The organism is Flavobacterium acetivorans, from assembly GCF_020911885.1.
Taxonomy (GTDB): Bacteria; Bacteroidota; Bacteroidia; order Flavobacteriales; family Flavobacteriaceae; genus Flavobacterium; species Flavobacterium acetivorans.
In genome coordinates this window covers 2,949,856-2,968,143 of record NZ_CP087132.1, presented here as the reverse complement: position 1 = coordinate 2,968,143, position 18,288 = coordinate 2,949,856, and the positions used below count along the sequence as shown (strand labels likewise).

Annotated in this window: 15 protein-coding genes; 12 read left to right on the top strand and 3 right to left on the bottom strand. The window is 35.8% G+C overall.

Annotated elements, in window-relative coordinates; genetic code table 11:
• Nucleotides 1-3: 3 nt before the first annotated feature.
• From benC to LNP19_RS12795, 7 genes are read left to right on the top strand one after another with little or no spacing between them, the layout of a single operon-like run.
• Nucleotides 4-1,023 carry a benzoate 1,2-dioxygenase electron transfer component BenC gene (gene benC, locus LNP19_RS12825; protein ID WP_230062311.1) on the top strand — a complete coding sequence of 340 codons (1,020 nt, stop codon included), beginning with the start codon at nt 4-6 and terminating at the stop codon, nt 1,021-1,023.
• 16 nt (nt 1,024-1,039) lie between these two features.
• Nucleotides 1,040-1,828 (top strand): benzoate diol dehydrogenase BenD, encoded by a 789-nt coding sequence (gene benD, locus LNP19_RS12820; protein WP_230062310.1) that lies wholly within the window; start codon nt 1,040-1,042, stop codon nt 1,826-1,828.
• A 15-nt stretch (nt 1,829-1,843) separates the two neighbouring features.
• Nucleotides 1,844-2,623 (top strand): 3-oxoadipate enol-lactonase, encoded by a 780-nt coding sequence (gene pcaD / locus LNP19_RS12815; RefSeq protein WP_230062309.1) that lies wholly within the window; start codon nt 1,844-1,846, stop codon nt 2,621-2,623.
• A gap of 10 nt (nt 2,624-2,633) precedes the next feature.
• The gene (locus tag LNP19_RS12810) at nt 2,634-3,980 is read left to right on the top strand and encodes a 3-oxoacid CoA-transferase (protein ID WP_230062308.1); all 1,347 of its coding nucleotides are present in this window, start codon (nt 2,634-2,636) and stop codon (nt 3,978-3,980) included.
• 52 nt (nt 3,981-4,032) lie between these two features.
• Entirely contained in the window at nt 4,033-4,551 is a 519-nt protein-coding gene (locus LNP19_RS12805) for an FUSC family protein (protein WP_230062307.1), read from the top strand.
• A gap of 16 nt (nt 4,552-4,567) precedes the next feature.
• The gene (pcaF, locus tag LNP19_RS12800) at nt 4,568-5,776 is read left to right on the top strand and encodes a 3-oxoadipyl-CoA thiolase (protein WP_230062306.1); all 1,209 of its coding nucleotides are present in this window, start codon (nt 4,568-4,570) and stop codon (nt 5,774-5,776) included.
• Nucleotides 5,777-5,812: 36 nt separating this feature from the next.
• Nucleotides 5,813-6,355 carry a TetR/AcrR family transcriptional regulator gene (locus LNP19_RS12795; RefSeq protein ID WP_230062305.1) on the top strand — a complete coding sequence of 181 codons (543 nt, stop codon included), beginning with the start codon at nt 5,813-5,815 and terminating at the stop codon, nt 6,353-6,355.
• A 134-nt stretch (nt 6,356-6,489) separates the two neighbouring features.
• Here the strand turns inward: LNP19_RS12795 and LNP19_RS12790 are convergent, their stop codons facing one another.
• The 3 genes from LNP19_RS12790 to LNP19_RS12780 all read right to left on the bottom strand — a co-directional run bounded on the left by LNP19_RS12790 (nt 6,490) and on the right by LNP19_RS12780 (nt 9,920).
• Nucleotides 6,490-7,044 carry a toxin-antitoxin system YwqK family antitoxin gene (locus LNP19_RS12790; protein WP_230062304.1) on the bottom strand — a complete coding sequence of 185 codons (555 nt, stop codon included), beginning with the start codon at nt 7,042-7,044 and terminating at the stop codon, nt 6,490-6,492.
• A gap of 184 nt (nt 7,045-7,228) precedes the next feature.
• Nucleotides 7,229-8,419: a sensor histidine kinase gene (locus LNP19_RS12785; protein WP_230062303.1), complete on the bottom strand. Its 1,191-nt coding sequence runs from the start codon at nt 8,417-8,419 to the stop codon at nt 7,229-7,231.
• Between the two features lie 151 nt (nt 8,420-8,570).
• On the bottom strand, nt 8,571-9,920 hold the full coding sequence (locus LNP19_RS12780) for a sigma-54-dependent transcriptional regulator (protein WP_230062302.1): 1,350 nt from the start codon (nt 9,918-9,920) through the stop codon (nt 8,571-8,573).
• A 140-nt stretch (nt 9,921-10,060) separates the two neighbouring features.
• On the opposite strand from LNP19_RS12780, the gene LNP19_RS12775 reads away from it, so the two are divergent.
• The 5 genes from LNP19_RS12775 (at nt 10,061) to LNP19_RS12755 (ending at nt 18,272) form a co-directional block, all read left to right on the top strand.
• A complete protein-coding gene (locus tag LNP19_RS12775) occupies nt 10,061-11,299 on the top strand; it encodes an efflux RND transporter periplasmic adaptor subunit (protein WP_230062301.1) in 1,239 nt (412 codons plus the stop codon).
• A 105-nt stretch (nt 11,300-11,404) separates the two neighbouring features.
• A complete protein-coding gene (locus LNP19_RS12770; RefSeq protein WP_230062300.1) occupies nt 11,405-12,118 on the top strand; it encodes an ABC transporter ATP-binding protein in 714 nt (237 codons plus the stop codon).
• Between the two features lie 4 nt (nt 12,119-12,122).
• Nucleotides 12,123-14,552 (top strand): ABC transporter permease, encoded by a 2,430-nt coding sequence (locus LNP19_RS12765; protein ID WP_230062299.1) that lies wholly within the window; start codon nt 12,123-12,125, stop codon nt 14,550-14,552.
• Between the two features lie 2 nt (nt 14,553-14,554).
• A complete protein-coding gene (locus LNP19_RS12760; protein WP_230062298.1) occupies nt 14,555-16,975 on the top strand; it encodes an ABC transporter permease in 2,421 nt (806 codons plus the stop codon).
• The gene (locus tag LNP19_RS12755; protein WP_230062297.1) at nt 16,968-18,272 is read left to right on the top strand and encodes a TolC family protein; all 1,305 of its coding nucleotides are present in this window, start codon (nt 16,968-16,970) and stop codon (nt 18,270-18,272) included. The genes LNP19_RS12760 and LNP19_RS12755 overlap by 8 nt, the downstream gene beginning before the upstream one ends.
• Nucleotides 18,273-18,288: the final 16 nt, after the last annotated feature.

Here is an 18,288-nt window from a genome sequence, read left to right as displayed (position 1 = left end):
ATAATGGCAAAAATAGCATTAAATTTTGAGGACGGACTTACCCGATTTATAGAGAGTCTACCCAATGAAACCGTGGCAGAAACGGCGTATCGTGTGGGGATAAACATTCCGTTAGATTGCGCTGATGGCGCTTGTGGTACTTGTAAATGTAAAATGAGATCAGGAACTTTTGATGCAGGAGACTATATCGAAGAAGCCTTATCAGATGAAGAAGCCGAAGCGGGTTTTGCGCTTGCTTGTCAAGTGAGACCAAAATCAGACCTTGTGGTGGATATTTTGGCCAGTTCAGCTGCTTGTAAAGTAAAATCTACAGCCATAACGACCCAAATCAAGGAATTAAACCGATTGTCTTCAGAAATATACCAATTAAAACTAGGTGCTGCTGACGGGAGTTCTTTCGAATTTCTTCCGGGACAATATGTAAATATTGAGGTTCCGAGAACTTCACAAACCCGATCGTATTCATACAGTTCACAACCTGATACAGCTGAAGGGGAGTTTTTAATCAAATTAGTTCCCGGAGGATTGATGAGTACTTATTTAAAAAATGAGGCAACTGTAGGTGGGGAATTAAATATTGTAACTCCTTTGGGGAGCTTTTATTTAAGAGAGGTTCAACGTGATTTAATCTTTATTGCAGGCGGTACAGGAATCGCTCCTTTTATGGCCATGCTTGAAAAGCTAAAAGCAGAAAATAATACGACACCAATTCATTTGTTTTACGGAGCTACGACTAGGGAGAATGTGGTGGAATTGGAACGTTTGAAAGCGTTTAGTGAAATTATGCCATTACAACTATTCACTTGTACTTCTGATGAACAAGCCGAAGGACATGATAAAGGATTTGTTACCCAATGGATTAACAAAGAGCTTCTGGGTGATAAAGCCTACGATATTTATATCTGCGGACCCAATGCGATGGTTGAAGCGGTAAAAACGACACTTGACAAAGAGGCCATTCAACATGTTAATTTTTACATGGAAAAATTTGTTCCAACGGGGCAGGAAAGTGTAAAAGCATAATTTTTAAATACTAAAAATGATTCACTCCAATAGATTTTCAGGAAAAGTAGTCCTTGTTACCGGTGCCGCTCAAGGAATCGGAAAAACCGTTGCCCTGCAAGTTTTAGCAGAAGGCGCTTCGGTTGTATTAATTGATCGCTCTCCAATTGTAAAGGAGATAACTTCAGAATTGAGTGAAGACCAAAAAAATAAAACACTTGCAGTCATTGCCGATTTGGAGCAATTCTCAGGCTTTCAATCGGTAGTGGAACAAGCTGTTGCAAAGTTTGGAAGAATAGACATTTTGATTAATAACGTGGGAGGCACCATCTGGATGAAACCTTTTGCAAGCTATGAAGAAGATCAGATAGAAAAAGAAATTCGGCGTTCCCTTTTCCCAACGCTTTGGGGCTGTCGTGCCGTTCTTCCAGTAATGTTGGAACAAAAAGCAGGGGTAATCGTGAATGTTTCTTCGGTGGCTACCAGAGGAATTAATCGGGTTCCTTATGCTGCTGCAAAAGGGGGTGTAAATGCCCTCACAGCCGCTATGGCATTTGAATATGCTGAGAAAAATATTCGGGTTAATGCAGTTGCGCCAGGCGGAACCGAAGCTCCAGAACGCTTGATTCCCCGCAATGAAACTCCAGATTCGGTTCAGGAAAAAATATGGAGACAAGAAGTAGCCAATCAAACGACCGAATCGAGTTTAATGAAACGCTACGGAACTATTGAAGAACAAACTTCAGCCATACTTTTTCTGGCATCTGATGAGGCTTCGTATATCACAGGAATTACAATTCCGGTTGCTGGTGGCGATTTGGGTTAATATAAAAATGAAATAATGTCAAAAATAAAAATGCAGCATACAACATTGAATTACGTATTTGATGATTTCAAGAAAGAGCAAACTATTGTTTTTTCTAATTCATTGGGAACTGATTTGACGATGTGGGATAAACAAGTGGAATTGCTGGGTCAGGAATTCAATATCTTACGTTACGACACTCGAGGTCATGGAAAAAGCAAAGTTGTTGAAGGGGAATATTCTATTGAAATGCTGGGGAAGGATGTATTGGATTTATTGGATTATCTGAAAATCGAAAAAGTAAATTTCTGCGGATTGTCTATTGGCGGATTGACCGGACAATGGCTCGGAATTCACGCACCAGAACGCTTGAACAAACTGATAATTTGTAATACTGCCGTAAAAATTGGAAACAAAGAAGGCTGGAATTCCCGAATAGACGCCGTTCGACAAAATGGTTTGAACAGTATCGTTTCAGGAACCCAAGAGCGCTGGTTTACAACTGAATTTGTTACAGAAAATAAAGCGGAGGTTGATGCGGTTTTAGCAACGTTTGTACAAACGCCGTTGGCCGGATATATTTCTTGTTGTGCCGCGGTTCGGGATGCTGATTTTACAGCTGAAGTTTCCAAAATTTCAGCGCCAACCTTAATTATTTCCGGCACAGAGGATTTGGTAACAACCATAAAAGATGGTGATTTTCTAATGGAAAAAATCCCAAATTCGATTTTGGCTGCTTTAAAAACAGCTCATATTTCAAATATTGAAGAAGCTGATGATTTTACAAAACTACTTATTGAATTTATTAAAAATTAAAAAATATATAATGAAAACAGTTCCACAAATAACAACCGAACAAGCTGCAGCATTTGTAAAAGATGGCGATACCTTATTGCAAGGTGGTTTTGGGATGACGGGAAATCCAGTCCATTTAATGGATGCTTTATCGAAAACGGAAACTAAAAACATCACTTTTATTGGAAACAATGTAGGCGAAGCGGGAATTGGGGGCGGACGTTTGTTAAGAAACGGACAATTAAAAAAAATGATTGGTTCTTTTTTCACCTCTAATCCCGAAGCGGTGAAAGCGGCTCAGGATGGAATTGTGGAATATGAATTGATACCGCAAGGAACTTTGGCAGAAGCCTTACGAGCCGGAGGGGCAGGAATAGGTGGTTTTTATACGCCAACCGCAGCCGGAACGCCTATTGCAGAAGGGAAAGAAACCAAAATAATTGATAGTGTTGAACAGGTTTTTGTGAAAGGAATTCGCGGAAACGTAGCTTTTATCAGAGCGTGGAAAGCGGATACGGCTGGGAATTTGATCTATCGTATGACAGAGCAAAATTTCAATCGCGCTATGGCAACAGCAGCAGATTTAGTTATTGCTGAAGTAGAAGAAATCGTACCGGAAGGCACTTTAGATCCCAATTACATTCACACAGCAGGATGTTACATCGATTACTTGGTTCAAGCGACACTTACTTTGGAAGACTTAGGTTCATCAGCATCGGTGAGTAAAGGAAAAAAAGTAAGCGAAGACCGTATGAATATGGCTAAACGCGCGTTACAGGAATTGAAAGAAGGAGATGTAGTCAATTTAGGAATCGGAATTCCAACCTTAGTAGCGGATTTAATTACACCCGAACACGGTGTTATTTTACACACTGAAAACGGAATGTTAGGTGTTGGTCCAGAACCTGTAGATGGAGGAGGAGCAATGAATTATCCTGTTAATGCAGGGAAAATTCCAGTTACGGCAGTACCGGGAAGCAGTTATTTTGACAGTGCAGACTCTTTTGCTATGATTCGTGGAAAACACGTTGATGTTGCTGTAATGGGCGGTTTAGAAGTGGATGAGCATGCCAATCTTGCCAATTGGGCTGTTCCCGGACAACCTTTATTGGGAGTTGGCGGCGCAATGGATTTGGCCTCAGGAGCAAAAACGCTGATTATTACCATGAATCACAACAACAGAGACGGAAGTTCTAAAATTGTACCGACATGTACCCTGCCTTTAACGACTTTAGGGTCGGTAGATATGGTAATTACGGAATTGGCCGTTTTCAAATATATTGATGACAAATTGACTTTAATAGAATTAATGCCGGGAGCAACTTTAGATGAAGTTCGGGAAAGAACAGAAGCAAAATTTGTAGAACAATTAGCATAAAAAGAAGGATAGAATAGAATTATCTTAGTCTTTTAATTTTAATCCTAATCGAATGCTAAACAAGTTAATACGCTACAGTATCGGGTCTGATTTAATTATTTATGGGTTCAAATGCCTTATTGGGTTTTTAATTGGCTATCAATTGTATTTGAGTTTCCCCGAATATGAACTGTATTGGACTCTGCTCTCTATTATTTTGGTGATTTCGCCCGAAGCAAAAGATGCGCGGCGTTTATCGATTGAACGGTTTAAATCGAACCTAATTGGCTCCGGAATAGGATTGCTTTGTTTTTTTATTCATGCACCCAATGTCTATATGTTATTATTGGGTATAATACTTTCCATAGCCACTTGTTATTTTTTTAATCTAATGAATGTGGCGCGAACCGCCATTGTGGCACTCATCATTGTATTGATTCATGAACAGACGCAAATGTCATGGATAGGAGCGGTAGAACGGTTTATATCAGTAACAACGGGCTGTTTTATTGGATTATCGATTACCATTAGTACATCGACAGTAATTAATTATTGGAGAAAAAAAGCAAATATTCCACAAGAAGAATTATAATTTAAAAGCAATAAAAATGAATACAGAAGCCTATATAATAGATGGAATCCGAACGCCAATAGGAAGTTTTGGCGGAACACTTTCGGCTGTCAGAGCAGATGATTTAGCCGCAATTGTTATTGCGGAATTAGTAAATAGAAATCCAAATATTCCACCCGATGCCATTGATGATGTTATTTTAGGCTGTCACAATCAAGCCGGAGAAGACAATCGCAATGTAGCTCGAATGGCTTCATTGCTGGCAGGATTACCGGTTACGGTTCCGGGAGAAACGGTTAATAGACTGTGTGCCTCAGGAATGTCGGCAATTATTGGAGCATCAAGAGCTATTAAAGCGGGAGATGGCGCTGTTTTTATTGCCGGTGGAGTAGAGCACATGACACATGGCCCCTTGGTGATTTCAAAAGCATCAAAAGCGTATGGAACCGATTCTAAAATGGAAGATTCCAGTTTTGGATGGCGTTTTGTAAACCCAAAAATGAAACAGATGTATGGCGTAGATCCTATGGGAATTACCGCCGAAAATTTAGTGGATTTGTATGATATCAGTCGGGAAGATCAGGATTTTTTCGCTTACAATTCACAAATGAAAGCGGCAAAAGCACAAGAAAATGGTGTCTTGGCACAAGAAATTATTCCCGTTAGTATTCCGCAGCGAAAAGGCGAACCGATTGTTTTTTCTGAAGATGAATTCGTCAGAGCGAGCACAACTATAGAAACATTGGCTAAATTAAAACCCGCTTTTAAGGCAGACGGAACGGTTACTGCCGGTAATGCTTCGGGATTGAATGATGGTGCTGCCGCTACTTTTATAGCTTCTGGCGAAGCAGTAAAAAAATACAATTTAAAACCCTTAGCCCGAATCGTAAGTTCGGCTGTGGTGGGTGTTGAACCTCGAATTATGGGAATTGGCCCCGTTACGGCAACGCAACAAGCTTTGGCGAAAGCCGGATTGACATTGAATGATATCGATATTATTGAATTGAATGAAGCCTTCGCAGCTCAAAGTTTGGCCTGTACAAGAGCTTTAGGACTTCAAGATAATGATACTAGAGTTAACATAAATGGAGGAGCAATTGCCTTGGGACATCCATTGGGAATGTCAGGAACCAGAATAGTGTACAGCGCTGCTTTATCCTTGCAACGTTTAGAAAAGCGATATGCCTTGGCAACCATGTGCATTGGTGTTGGACAAGGGTATGCGGTAATCATTGAAAGAGTTTAAAAATATAAAAACGCTCGCAATCTAAATAATTTACTGATGAGCAAAAAAAAAGACATACTCGACGCGGCTCTTAAACTCTTTACAGAAAATGGAGCGCGGGCTACCTCTACAAAATCAATAGCTTCTGAGGCGGAAACTTCTGAGGCTTTGATTTTTAAGCATTTTGGTACCAAAGAAAAATTATTAGAGGAAATTATCAAACAAGGTTATCAAGAGGCCACAAGATTAATTTCTAATTATTTGAATAATGAAAACGGATTAGAATACATTTTAAAAATTGTTGAGGTTCCCAGAATTTTAGTGGATTCACATCCCGATTTTTGGAGAATGCAACATAAAATCATTGCACTCAATTTGATTTCTCAAAAATACCATGATACTTTCATGAAGCCTTGCTATGAAAAATTAATAGTCATTTTTTCGAAATTAAAGTATGAGAATCCAACTTTGGAAGCAGAACTATTATTGATTTATATCGATGGGATGTGGAAACATTTTGCCTCACAACAATTGGATTCCACAACTGAAACGGCCTTAACAAAATTAGTACAACAAAAATATAAGACTGCCCAGTTCTAACAATATACAGACAGTAGATTTTAAATAGATTATCATTAAAATCCTATCGTTCTTCCTGTGTTGATTTTGTTTGTGAATACAAGCAATACTTTATAAATAATTTAAACGTTATTTTTACAGGCTGTCAGCAATCGTTAATTTATATATTCGCCATTTTCATAACGTATTGTTTCTAGCAACTTTCCGTTGATATCATATAGTTTCATTGTGCCATTTCCGTTAGATAAAGTTCCTTTATCTAGTCTGGTACCTTGCCCATCGTAGCAGGATATAATTTGAACTAGTTTTCCATTATTCCATTCCCTTTCTGTGTAGATGGAACCGTTGAGGTGATACCATTTCCAAATTCCAACTTTTTTCCCATCTATAAGAGTGCCAATTCCTTCTCGATTTCCGTTGGAGTGAAAGAAATTCCACTCAGCAGTTTGTTTCCCATTATTAAATTTTCCAATTTGTCTCAATTTACCATTTTCGTGAAATATTTTCCATTCGCCTATTTCCTTTCCATTGGAGTAATTTCCAAGTTGAAACAAATTTCCGTTATCATAGAAAAGTTTCCACTTTCCCTTTTTTAGTTTATTAGAGATTTTTCCTTTTGCTTTGAGATTCCCATTTTCGTAGAATTCCCTTTGTATATTGCAAGAAGTCAAAGTTAAAAATGTAATAAACATTAGCAATAATCTATTCATAAATGCTGTTCTTAGGGTTTGTTTTTTAATGTTTTCCAACAACGTATCAGAATAGCCTCCGTTGTATTATTATCAAATATAACAAAATGCCAATATAAAAAGAGGATAATTCTTATTTTAAGAAGGCTACAGCTCACCGGAATTTCCCGCTAGCAAACGTGTTTTTCGATTTTAGCAGATACAATTAGTTAACTATAAGGCAAATCACAAAAGTAGTTTTATCATCTTCATTTTTTCTATAGGCGAGATAACCGCCATGCGCTTCGATAATATTTTTAGACAAGGTGAGCCCAATGCCGGCTCCTTCTTTTCGGGTGGTGAAAAACGGTAAGAATATTTTATTTTCTATTTCGGGTTCAATGCCTTTTCCATTGTCTGCAATAGTGATAAAAGTCCTGTTCTCTTTGGTTTCAGCCGAAATAAATATTTGTTTTTTTTCGCTCTCTTTTAAAGCATAAATACAATTGGTCAATAAGTTGATGAATACTTGTTCCATTTGTTTTAAATCTATTTCCAACCAATTATTGCTATCAGAAATAGCATTCACAACTTCGATTTCTTCTTTTTGAAAAAGTGGATTCATGATTTTAAAACAGCTGTAAATTAAGTTCTTAAGACTCGTTCTTTCTTTTTTAGGTGTAGGCAACATGGCCAACTTTCGATAACTTTCCACAAATTGCTGCAAATGATCACTTCGTCTCAACATCGTGCTCACGCTGGTTTTCATGTCGTCTAAATCTTCTGATGAAATGGTTTCTTGTTGGACTAGCTCGTGTAGATTTTGCGAAAGCGATCGAATAGGTGTAATCGAGTTTAATAATTCATGGGAAATCACTTTCATTAAATTACCCCAGGCTTCTTTCTCTTTTTTCTCTATTACATTCTGAATTGAATCCAGCAATACAACAAAATAATCCTGATTGTAAATTGCACTTCTCGAAGTCTGCAATACAAATGTTTGTGTGTCTTGCTGATTTACCCGTATCTCTAATGATGTTTTAATTTCCTGAAAATCCTGTTCCTCAATAATTGTACACAAAGAAGGCAACTGACTTTTCAGATATTTCCATTTCGAAACTTTTGGCACATCAAAATGTTCAGAAAAATAATCGTTCATCAAAAAGATATTCCAATCATTTTCCTGCTTTTGTAAAATAATAATTCCGGTTTCTATCGTGTTTAAAATCGATCGGTAAACGATGTCTTTTGAAACCTCTTCCTTTTGTTTGTTTTTCAGATTTTCATATAAATGAAACAAGTCAGCATAGTTTTTATACGCCTTATGTTTAGAAAAATCAGAGGTAAAATCATTTCTTAATATGGCACTAATCGTTCTTTCATAAAGCGAAAAAGCACTTTTAATATAAAAATACATTTCTATGATAAGTAAGCTAATGATGAAAACTACAAACAAAGTGGTAAAAACCAATTTGTCATAAAAGATAAAGATTGAAATTCCTGAACAGAGGATAATAAAAATCAATCGTAAAAAAAGCTGGTGATATATTTTTGAGGATTTAAACATATTAATTGGTACTGATGTTGTATTTGTCCAAACGCCTGTATAATGCGCCTCTTGACAAGCCTAATTCTTCCGCTGTTTTACTGATATTATTATTGTTTTTAAGAAGTGCTCTTTCGACAGTTGCCTTTTCAATTGAAGAAAGTTGGATATCTTCCAGATTTTCTTCATAAATAGTTATCTGTTCCAAATCCAAATCGGAAACCGTGATGAGATTATTTTCGCAAAGTATCACGGCGCGTTCTATTCGGTTTTCCATTTCGCGAATGTTACCATTCCAAGCGTGCTTTTCTATTGGTTCTATTACTTTTTTATCAAAAGTAATTTCGTTTCGCTCATATTTGTCCATCATTTTTTGCAGAAGATATTCGGCTAACGGCAGTTTATCTTCGATTCGTTCCCGCAAAGGGGGCAAGATGATTTCCATCGTATTAATCCGGTAGTATAAATCCTCTCTAAAGTTTTTATCGGCCACTTCTTGTTTTAAATTTAGATTCGTCGCGCTAATAATACGAACATTCAACGGTCTGGGTTTTGATTCACCTAATCGGGTAACGGTTTTGGTTTGGATTATCTGCAACAGTTTAGATTGTAAATGCAAGGGAACATTTCCTATTTCATCTAAAAAAATAGTCCCATTTTGAGCCATTTCAAAACGCCCCGGAGTATCAGTTTTGGCATCTGTAAAAGCACCTTTGGCATAGCCAAATAATTCGCTTTCAAAAATATTCGCATTCAAAGAACCCAAATCAACATGAATAAAAGGAGCATTTTTCCTGTCGGACTGGCTGTAAATATGATGCGATAAAACAAATTTACCGGTTCCGTTTTCGCCAAGGATTAAAACATTCGCATCCGTTTTCGCCACTTTATCTGCCAATGAATAGGCTTTCTTTATCGCATCCGAATTGCCAATAAAAAAACGAGCAATCGGTTCGGCAGGATTGGATTTCTTCTGTTCTTTCCGACTTATATCGACAGCTTGTTTTACAACACTGAGCAATTTTTGATTCTCCCAAGGCTTTAGAATATAATCAAAAGCACCCGATTTTAAACCTTCAACCGCAGTTTCCACTTTACCAAAGGCTGTCATTAAAATAACAACCGTTTTTGGCGAAAGCGTTTTTATTTCTTTCAGCAAATACAATCCTTCTCTGCCATCTTCAAAACCTATTCTGTAATTCATGTCTAATAAAACGACATCGATGGTATTTTTTGCCAATAATTCGACCACCAATTTTGGGTTGTTCAGCGTAAAAATGTTTTCAAAATGCTTTTTAAGAAACATTTTAGAAGCAAAAAGAATGTCTTCTTGGTCGTCTATGATTAAAATGGAGGCGTTTGTTTTCTTCATTAGTGTTCGATTGCGGACAAAAGATGTCCAATAATGGACAGCTTAAAAATAGCATTAAAAATAAAAAGGTATAAATAAGGCAGTTACAAATTTTAATTTTTCGGCACGATAATCACTTTATCTACAACAAATAAGCAACAATGGACACCATAATCAAAAGTAAAAATAACAAAAAAAAGTATCTAATAATCGCATTGCCCATTATCTTAGTTTTGGGTTATATCGTTTTTACATCGGCTACCAAAAAAAGAAGTCTGAATGTAAAAAAAGAAGAAATTACGATCAAAACAGTTGAAGATGGTTTCTTTGAAGATTTCATGTCTTTTCAGGCCAAAGCGGTTCCTGTAAATTCAATGTTGATTAATATAATTGAAGGCGGAGCGGTACAGGAAATATTTGTCGGAAACGGAGATATGGTTACCAAAGGGCAATCGTTGGCAAGATTATACAATCCAAATGCTGAATTAGCTTATATGCAACAGGAGACGGCTATTATTGAACAGATAAATAATCTGAACAAAGCCAAACTCGATTTAAGAAATCAGGAATTGAATTTAGGCAAAGATTTGATTGCGATTGAGCACGATTATCTGGATGCTAAAAATTTATTGGACACCAATAAGAATCTTTTTGAGCAGGAGATTCTCGCTAAAAGCGAATGGGAAAAAACCAAAGAAAATTACCGTTTTCAAAAAGAGCGAATGAGTATCATCAAACAAAGTGTGAGCAAGGAAAAACAGGCGAATCAAATTCAGATTGGACAACTCAATCAATCGATTGGTATTATGAACAAAAGTCTCGGAATTCTGCGAACTAATAAAAAGAATTTTTTGGTTACAGCGCCAATTTCCGGAAGACTTTCATCATTTGAACCGATACTGGGAAAGACCTATGCCCAAAACACCAGCATTGGTTTTATTGACGACCAAAAAGGATATAAATTAGTGGCTGATGTTGATGAGTTTTATTTGGACAGAGTTTCGGAAAACCAAAAAGGAACGGTAGATTTTGAAAACAAATCCATCGATGTAAAGATTACGAAAGTTATTCCGGAAGTAAAAAATGGCAGATTTCAAGTGGAATTAGATTTTATCGTTACAGATAAAATGGATTTAAAGCAAGGATTAAGCTTTGGAGTAAAATTAAATTTATCCGAAAAAACAAAGACAAAATTACTTTCGAAAGGAAGCTTCAATGAAGAGACCAATGGCAAATGGATATTTGTTGTAAACGGAAATAAAGCTGAAAGAAGAGCTATTAAATTAGGAAGAGAAAATCCGCTCTATTATGAAGTTTTAGACGGATTAAAACCAGGAGATAAAGTTATTGCTTCCTCTTATAAAGATTATAAACTATCAGAAGTTTTGAACTTAGAATAAAGAAAAACAATTATGAATTATGAATTGTAAATTATGAATGTAATAGAATATCAATTAAACGATTAAACAATTTTAAAAACATCAATCAAAAAACGAACAATAATTATGATCAACATTAAAAACCTTTCGAAAATTTTTAGAACAGAAGAAATTGAAACAAAAGCCCTAAGTGATGTTTCCTTGACCATTAATCAAGGTGATTTTGTCTCCATTATGGGTCCTTCAGGAAGCGGAAAATCCACTCTGTTAAATATTGTAGGACTGCTTGACAGCGCCTCTGGAGGGAGTTATCAATTGCTGGATCAGGAAATGATTGGATTGAAAGAAAAAGGAAAATCAAAGGTTCGAAAAGAAAATATTGGCTTCATTTTTCAAAATTTCAACCTGATTGATGAATTATCAGTTTATGATAATATCGAATTACCGCTAATTTACAACAAAGTGCCATCATCAGAAAGAAAACAAAAAGTAGAAGCAATCGCTCAAAAACTGAACATTTCACATCGATTGAAACATTATCCGCAACAACTTTCCGGAGGACAACAACAACGTGTGGCGGTGGCAAGAGCTTTAATTAATGATCCCAAAATTATTCTTGCCGATGAACCTACAGGAAATTTGGATAGTAAAAATGGAAACGAAGTAATGGAATTACTAACCGATTTACATACCAACGGCGCCACAATCCTAATGGTTACGCACTCTGATTATGACGCTTCATTTTCACAGAAAACTATTTTGATGAAGGATGGAATTGTACTTTCTGAAAAATTGAATCGTAGAAATGTAGATGTTTTAGTAACTACTTCCAACAACTAGAATTATGCTAAAAAACTGGATTAATATATTCTTATATCACACCAAAAACAACAAGCTCTTTACGGCTTTGAATGTTTTAGGGTTGGCTATAGGAGTTGCGGGATTGATTTTCGCTATACTATATTGGAATGACGAACACAGCTACAACGAATGGAATCCAGAGAAAGATACCGTTTTTCAAGTTTTAGTCGATTTAGGGGAAAATAATGTTTGGACAAATGCACCAGTGACATTTGCCCCATTTTTAAAAAATGATCCTACTATTGAAAAGATGCTGTATTGCGAAAATTGGTACCAATCACCACTTTATAAGTACAATGGCAAAAAAATAATTATTGAAAAACTGTTCAACAGTCAGAATGATTTTTTTGAATTTTTCCCTTTTGAGTTTGTGAAAGGAAATCCAAAAACGGTCTTGCAATACGAAAATAGTATGGCAATGAGTGAAAAAACAGCGGCACTTTTTTTTGGAGCTGAGAATCCAATAGGCAAACAAATTCAATTTGAAAACCAATTTTTAACGGTCACTGCGGTATACAAAATTACAGGAAACTCTTCTATAGCTCCTGATGCTGTGGTCAACAACATGAAGGCAAGAATAGACTTAGACCAAAATAGCTGGGGTAATTTTAACTCTGGTTGGTATATCAAATTAAAAGATCCTTCAAAAACGAGTCAACTCTCGGCTAAACTGAATGCAATTTATTATCAGAATAAAATACTAAAAGAAGCAAAACAAGAAGGAATTAGTCCAAAAGAATATCAGGAGAAGTATGGCACTTTCAATTTCATTCTAGAACCGCTTTCTGTTTCGAGGTTGCATACCTTAGGACAAGGATCACCCGAAGGTAAAGGGAATTATCAGTTTTTGTTAATCATGTTAGGATTATCAATTTTGATTTTAATCTTGTCCATTGTGAACTATGTCAATCTAGCTACAGCCAATGCCATTCGTCGTGCCAAAGAAGTAGGCGTGAGAAAAATTGTTGGAGCCTCAAAGTTGGATATCATCAAGCAATTTTTATTTGAGACTGTAATTACGGTTTCCATTTCTATTTTACTGGCGCTGGTCATTGTTGAACTGGCATTACCGCACTATAATGAGTTCTTGGATAAAGAATTAATCATCTATGGAAGTCAGTTTTACCTGCAAATTGCATTCATTTTTTTAATTACAATCATTTGTGCAGGTCTATTTCCAGCCATTTATGTCTCTAATTTTGAATCCTTAAAGGTTTTAAAAGGAAATTTTGCAAGAAGCAAAAGTGGTGTATGGCTGCGAAACGGCATGCTGATTTTACAATTTGCTATTGCCTCTTTCTTTATTATTGGTTCCTATATCGTCTTTGAACAAGTCCGTTATCTAAGTAATAAAAACCTAGGTTTCTCGGGAGAACAGGTTTTAGAAATCTTTTATTTTAAACCCGAAGCCATTCGAAATGCAAAAAATGCAGAAGAACTGATCTTCAATCGTTACAAAACGGTAAAAACAGAAATTTCAAAAATCAAAGGAGTAGAGCAAGTAGCAACCGGAGCATTCAAATTTGGTGGAGGAAACGATTCTTCTTCGAGTTTTAGTTATAAAGGAATCAACATTCAGGGGCAAAATATAGGAATTGATTTTGGCATGCTCGAAATGATGAAAATTGGTATGGCCCAGGGTCGCTATTTGAATCCAAAAATTGCTTCCGATACCATTAATTCAATGATGGTGAACGAGACTGCTTTAAAGATGATGAACGAGAATAATCCAATTGGGAAAATGGTCAATTGGAACGGGAGCAATCTTAAAATTGTTGGAGTTGTCAAAGATTTTAGCCTCTATAGCCCACAGGGCAGAATACCGCCAATGGTGTTTTTTCACTTCAAAACTATCGATTGGATGATTGGAAACATCAATCATGTTTATGTCAAAATAAAATCAGATGATACCGAACAAACAATCGCTGATATAGAAAAATTTTGGGTTAAACATGTGGATGCTGATTACCCTTTTCAATATAGTTTTATTGATAAAAACTACAAGCGAACGTATAAAACCTATGTAAAACAAAAAAACCTTTTCTCTTTGTTGAATGTAGTCGTAATTCTAATCGCCCTTTTTGGGTTGTTTGCCTTGGCTTCCTATTCTATTGAAAGGCGAATGAAAGAAATTGCCATCCGAAAAACCCTTGGTGCCGAAACTAATGTTTTGCTGAAAGAACTCTCCAAGCAATATGTCATTTTTAGTGTAATCGGATTTGGGATTGCTTTATTTCCGGTGTATTATTTGCTGAACCAGTGGTTAGATAATTTTGCTTATCGAATTGATATTTCTATTTATCCATTTATAATTGGATTTATCGGTTTACTGTTTTTGACCCTTTTGGTAGTCTTATCAAGAGCCTATCAAGCCACAAGAGTGGATGTTTTACACTATTTAAAATACGAATAATAATGATAAAAAATTGGACTAACATATTTATTTACCATATCAAAAACAACAAGCTTTTTACGGCTTTGAATGTTGTAGGATTATCAATTGGAATTGCAGGATTGATTTTTGCTTTGCTGTATTGGAACGACGAACAGAGTTATAATGACTGGAATCCTGAAAAAGAGAAAGTCTATCAGGTTTTGGTTCAATTGACCGATATGCCTGTGATGGCAGAACATTCGGCACGATTGAAAACCTATCTCGATAAAGATCCTAATGTCGAAAAGATTGTTTTTGCCGAGAATTGGTATCAAAAAGGCAAAATTATTTATAATGGAAAGAAAGAAGCAGTAGATAAAATTATTAATGCAGAAAGTGATTTCTTTTCTCTCTTTCCTTTTAAAATCATAAAAGGGAATGCTGTTTCGGCTGTGACAGATGAAACCAATATTGCTATTTCTGAAGAACTTGCCCAAAGAGTTTTTGGAGACGAAAACCCAATTGGCAAACAGCTAAATTACTTGGATGCTATGAGTGTTGTTCGCGCGGTTTACCGCATACAAGGAAATTCGTCCATAGCACCAGATATTGTAGTTAATAGATTGAAAGATTTAACGAATCCCGAAAACCAACAGGGTCTTTTTGCGCTAAAACTTTTATTAAAACTGAAAGATCCATCAAAAGCGGAAGCCACCAGATTGTTGCTAGAAAAAGCATATTATAACGAAGTTATTGTCCCGAGTGCAAAACAAGCAGGCTTTTCGCTCAAGGAAATGGAAAAGAAAATAGGCCATTTTACGGTCTTTATGGAACCGCTGTCCACAGCCCGACTGCATTCTGTCACAGATGCTTATCCTGAAGGAAGAGGCAATTATCAATTTTTGCTAATTATGGTGGGATTATCAGTTTTGATTCTCATTTTGTCCATTGTCAATTACATTAATTTAGCTACAGCCAATGCCATAAAACGAGCCAAAGAAATAGGTATCCGTAAAATTGTTGGTGCTTCTAAGGGCAATATTATCAGGCAATTTATTTTTGAAACCATTTTAATGAGTTCCTTTTCTATCTTGTTGGCTTTAGTGGTTGTCGAGTTGACTTTGCCGTATTACAATGAATTTTTAAATAAAAACTTAATCGTTACCGGCAGTCAGTTTTATATGCAGTTGATTCTTATTTTTATCATTACGGTGATACTTGCAGGAGTATTCCCGGCAGTTTATGTTTCAAATTTCGAAACATTAAAAGTTTTGAAAGGGAATTTCAGCAGAAGTAAAACTGGACTTTGGCTACGCAATGGCATGTTGATTTTCCAGTTCTCTATTGCAACATTTTTTATAATTGGGTCTAATATTGTTTTTCAGCAGGTGAAATATTTAAGCAATAAAGATTTAGGTTTCAAAGCCCATCAGGTAATTGATATTAGTTTGAATTTTTCGAAATCAGATTATGAAACAGAAGATGTTGGGCAGCATATCTACAACAAATACACAACTATCAAAGAAAAGCTTTCTAAAATAAAAGGAGTCGAGAATGTTTCAACAGGAAATATTTCTTTTGATGGACAGGACAGTTCATTAACCCCTATTTTATATAATGATGTTTTGTTTAAAGAAAAAAATGTTGGAATTGATTTTGGAATGCTGGAATTGATGAACATAAAAATGGTAAAAGGAAGAGGTTTTAGTAAACAATTGGCCTCAGATACACTTAATTCTGTTCTGATAAATGAAACTGCTCAAAAGCTAATGAATATAAAAGATCCAATTGGCCAAGAAGTTGTAATGAGAAATCAGAAATTAAAGATTATCGGTGTTGTAAAAGATTTTAATTTACTAAGTCCGGAAGTAAATGTTCCGCCAATGACCTTTTATCATTTAAAAACCTTGGATATGGCGGGCGAAATAAGTCATGTTTACGTAAAATTGAAGTCGGATAACATGGAAAACACACTATCAGATATCGAAAAATTATGGGCAACTGTAGATACTGAATATCCATTTAAATACGATTTTGTGGACAAGCAATATGCCAGAACCTATGAAACGTATGTGAAACAGAAAAATCTCTTTTCGCTACTGAATGTTGTGGTGATTTTGATTGCTCTTTTTGGGTTATTTGCTTTGGCTTCCTATTCAATTCAAAGGCGCATGAAAGAAATTGCCATCAGAAAGACGCTGGGTGCCGAAACCAATATTTTACTGAAAGAGCTCTCTAAACAGTACATTTTGTATTGCATAATTGGATTTTTGATTGCGGTAATTCCGGTCTATTATTTATTGAATAGATGGTTGGAGAACTTCGCTTTCAGAATTGAGATAGCTATTTATCCTTTCTTAATTGGGTTTATTGGTTTGCTGGCATTAACGTTGCTAATTGTGCTTTCACGAGCGTATCAGGCAACAAGAGTTGATGTTTTAAAATATTTGAAATATGAATAAAAAACGAATCATAACGTTTGCCTTTTTTTTATTTTTTGCTTTAGTAAATGGCCAAGGAAATCCTTGGTCGCTTACTAAATGCATGGATCTGGCATTGCAGAATAATATCGAAATTAAAATAAAAACACTTGAAATAAAAAGAACTCAGCAATCACAAAACTCGGTTTTAAACCGAATGCTGCCTTCGGTTAATTTGTATGGGGAACAGAGCTACAATTTTGGTTCTACCATCGATCCTTCGACTAACGGTAGAGTAAGTTCGAATATTCAAAACGATAATTTCTTTTTGAATGCCAAAACCAATCTGATTGATTTTAGCGCTTTTGCCAATGCGAAAAAAGATAAAATTAGTATTGAACTCGCTAAAGCTGAAAAAGAAGTGGTTGAAAACGAATACAAACTACAGCTTTTAGAGAGTTATTATCAAGCGCTTTATACCCAGGAATTATTAAAAATTCAGAAAGAACAATTGCAGCAAGCGGCTTTCAATTTAGATCGAATTACTAAGGAAGTGGCTATTGGAAGCAAAGCCCAAAGTGATTTGTACGACATGCAATTGAGCTATTCTGAAGAAGAAAACAGCTATATAGCAACACAACAAGTATACGGTATTCAAAAAAAGCAATTGTTTCAGTTGATGAATGCGACTGATATCGAAACCGACACGGTTGTTCTGGAGATTTATTTCAATGAAAATGCTTCCGATTTGGTGGAAAACACAACTTATAACCCAAAAATAAAACGTGCTGAATTTCAGTATCAAAATAGCCTGAAAAGCATTGCTGCATCCAGGGCAACTAATTTACCCGTGCTTACGGCCTATTATGGCTATTCCACTTTTTATTATAAAAACATTAAGAATGCAAATGGTTTTACAGATTCATTTTCGAATCAATTATCCGATAATAAAAGCCAGCAACTAGGCATGCAACTAGCGATTCCTATTTTTAACGGATTTAGGAATAACAAGCGAATAATGGCATCAAAAATAGAAAGCGAAAAAGCCAAATTAGTTACAGAACAAGTAAAACAAGAGTTGGATAAACAATTGGTATTAGAGGAACAAAATAAAAAGAATTGTTTGCAATTGCAACAGAAATTAAACAACCGACAAAAGTATGCCAAAGCTTCCTTTACCACCATGCAAGCAAAATTTGCAAGCGGTAGAGTAGAAGCCATCGTTTTTTCGGCTGTAAAAAATCAATTGCTGAAAGCCGAATACGATGGCTTAAAAAACAATCTTCAATTGCAATACATCAATTTAAAAATCAAGCTGTTGAAAAACAATAGTTTGTAGCTATTACCTCAGTTAT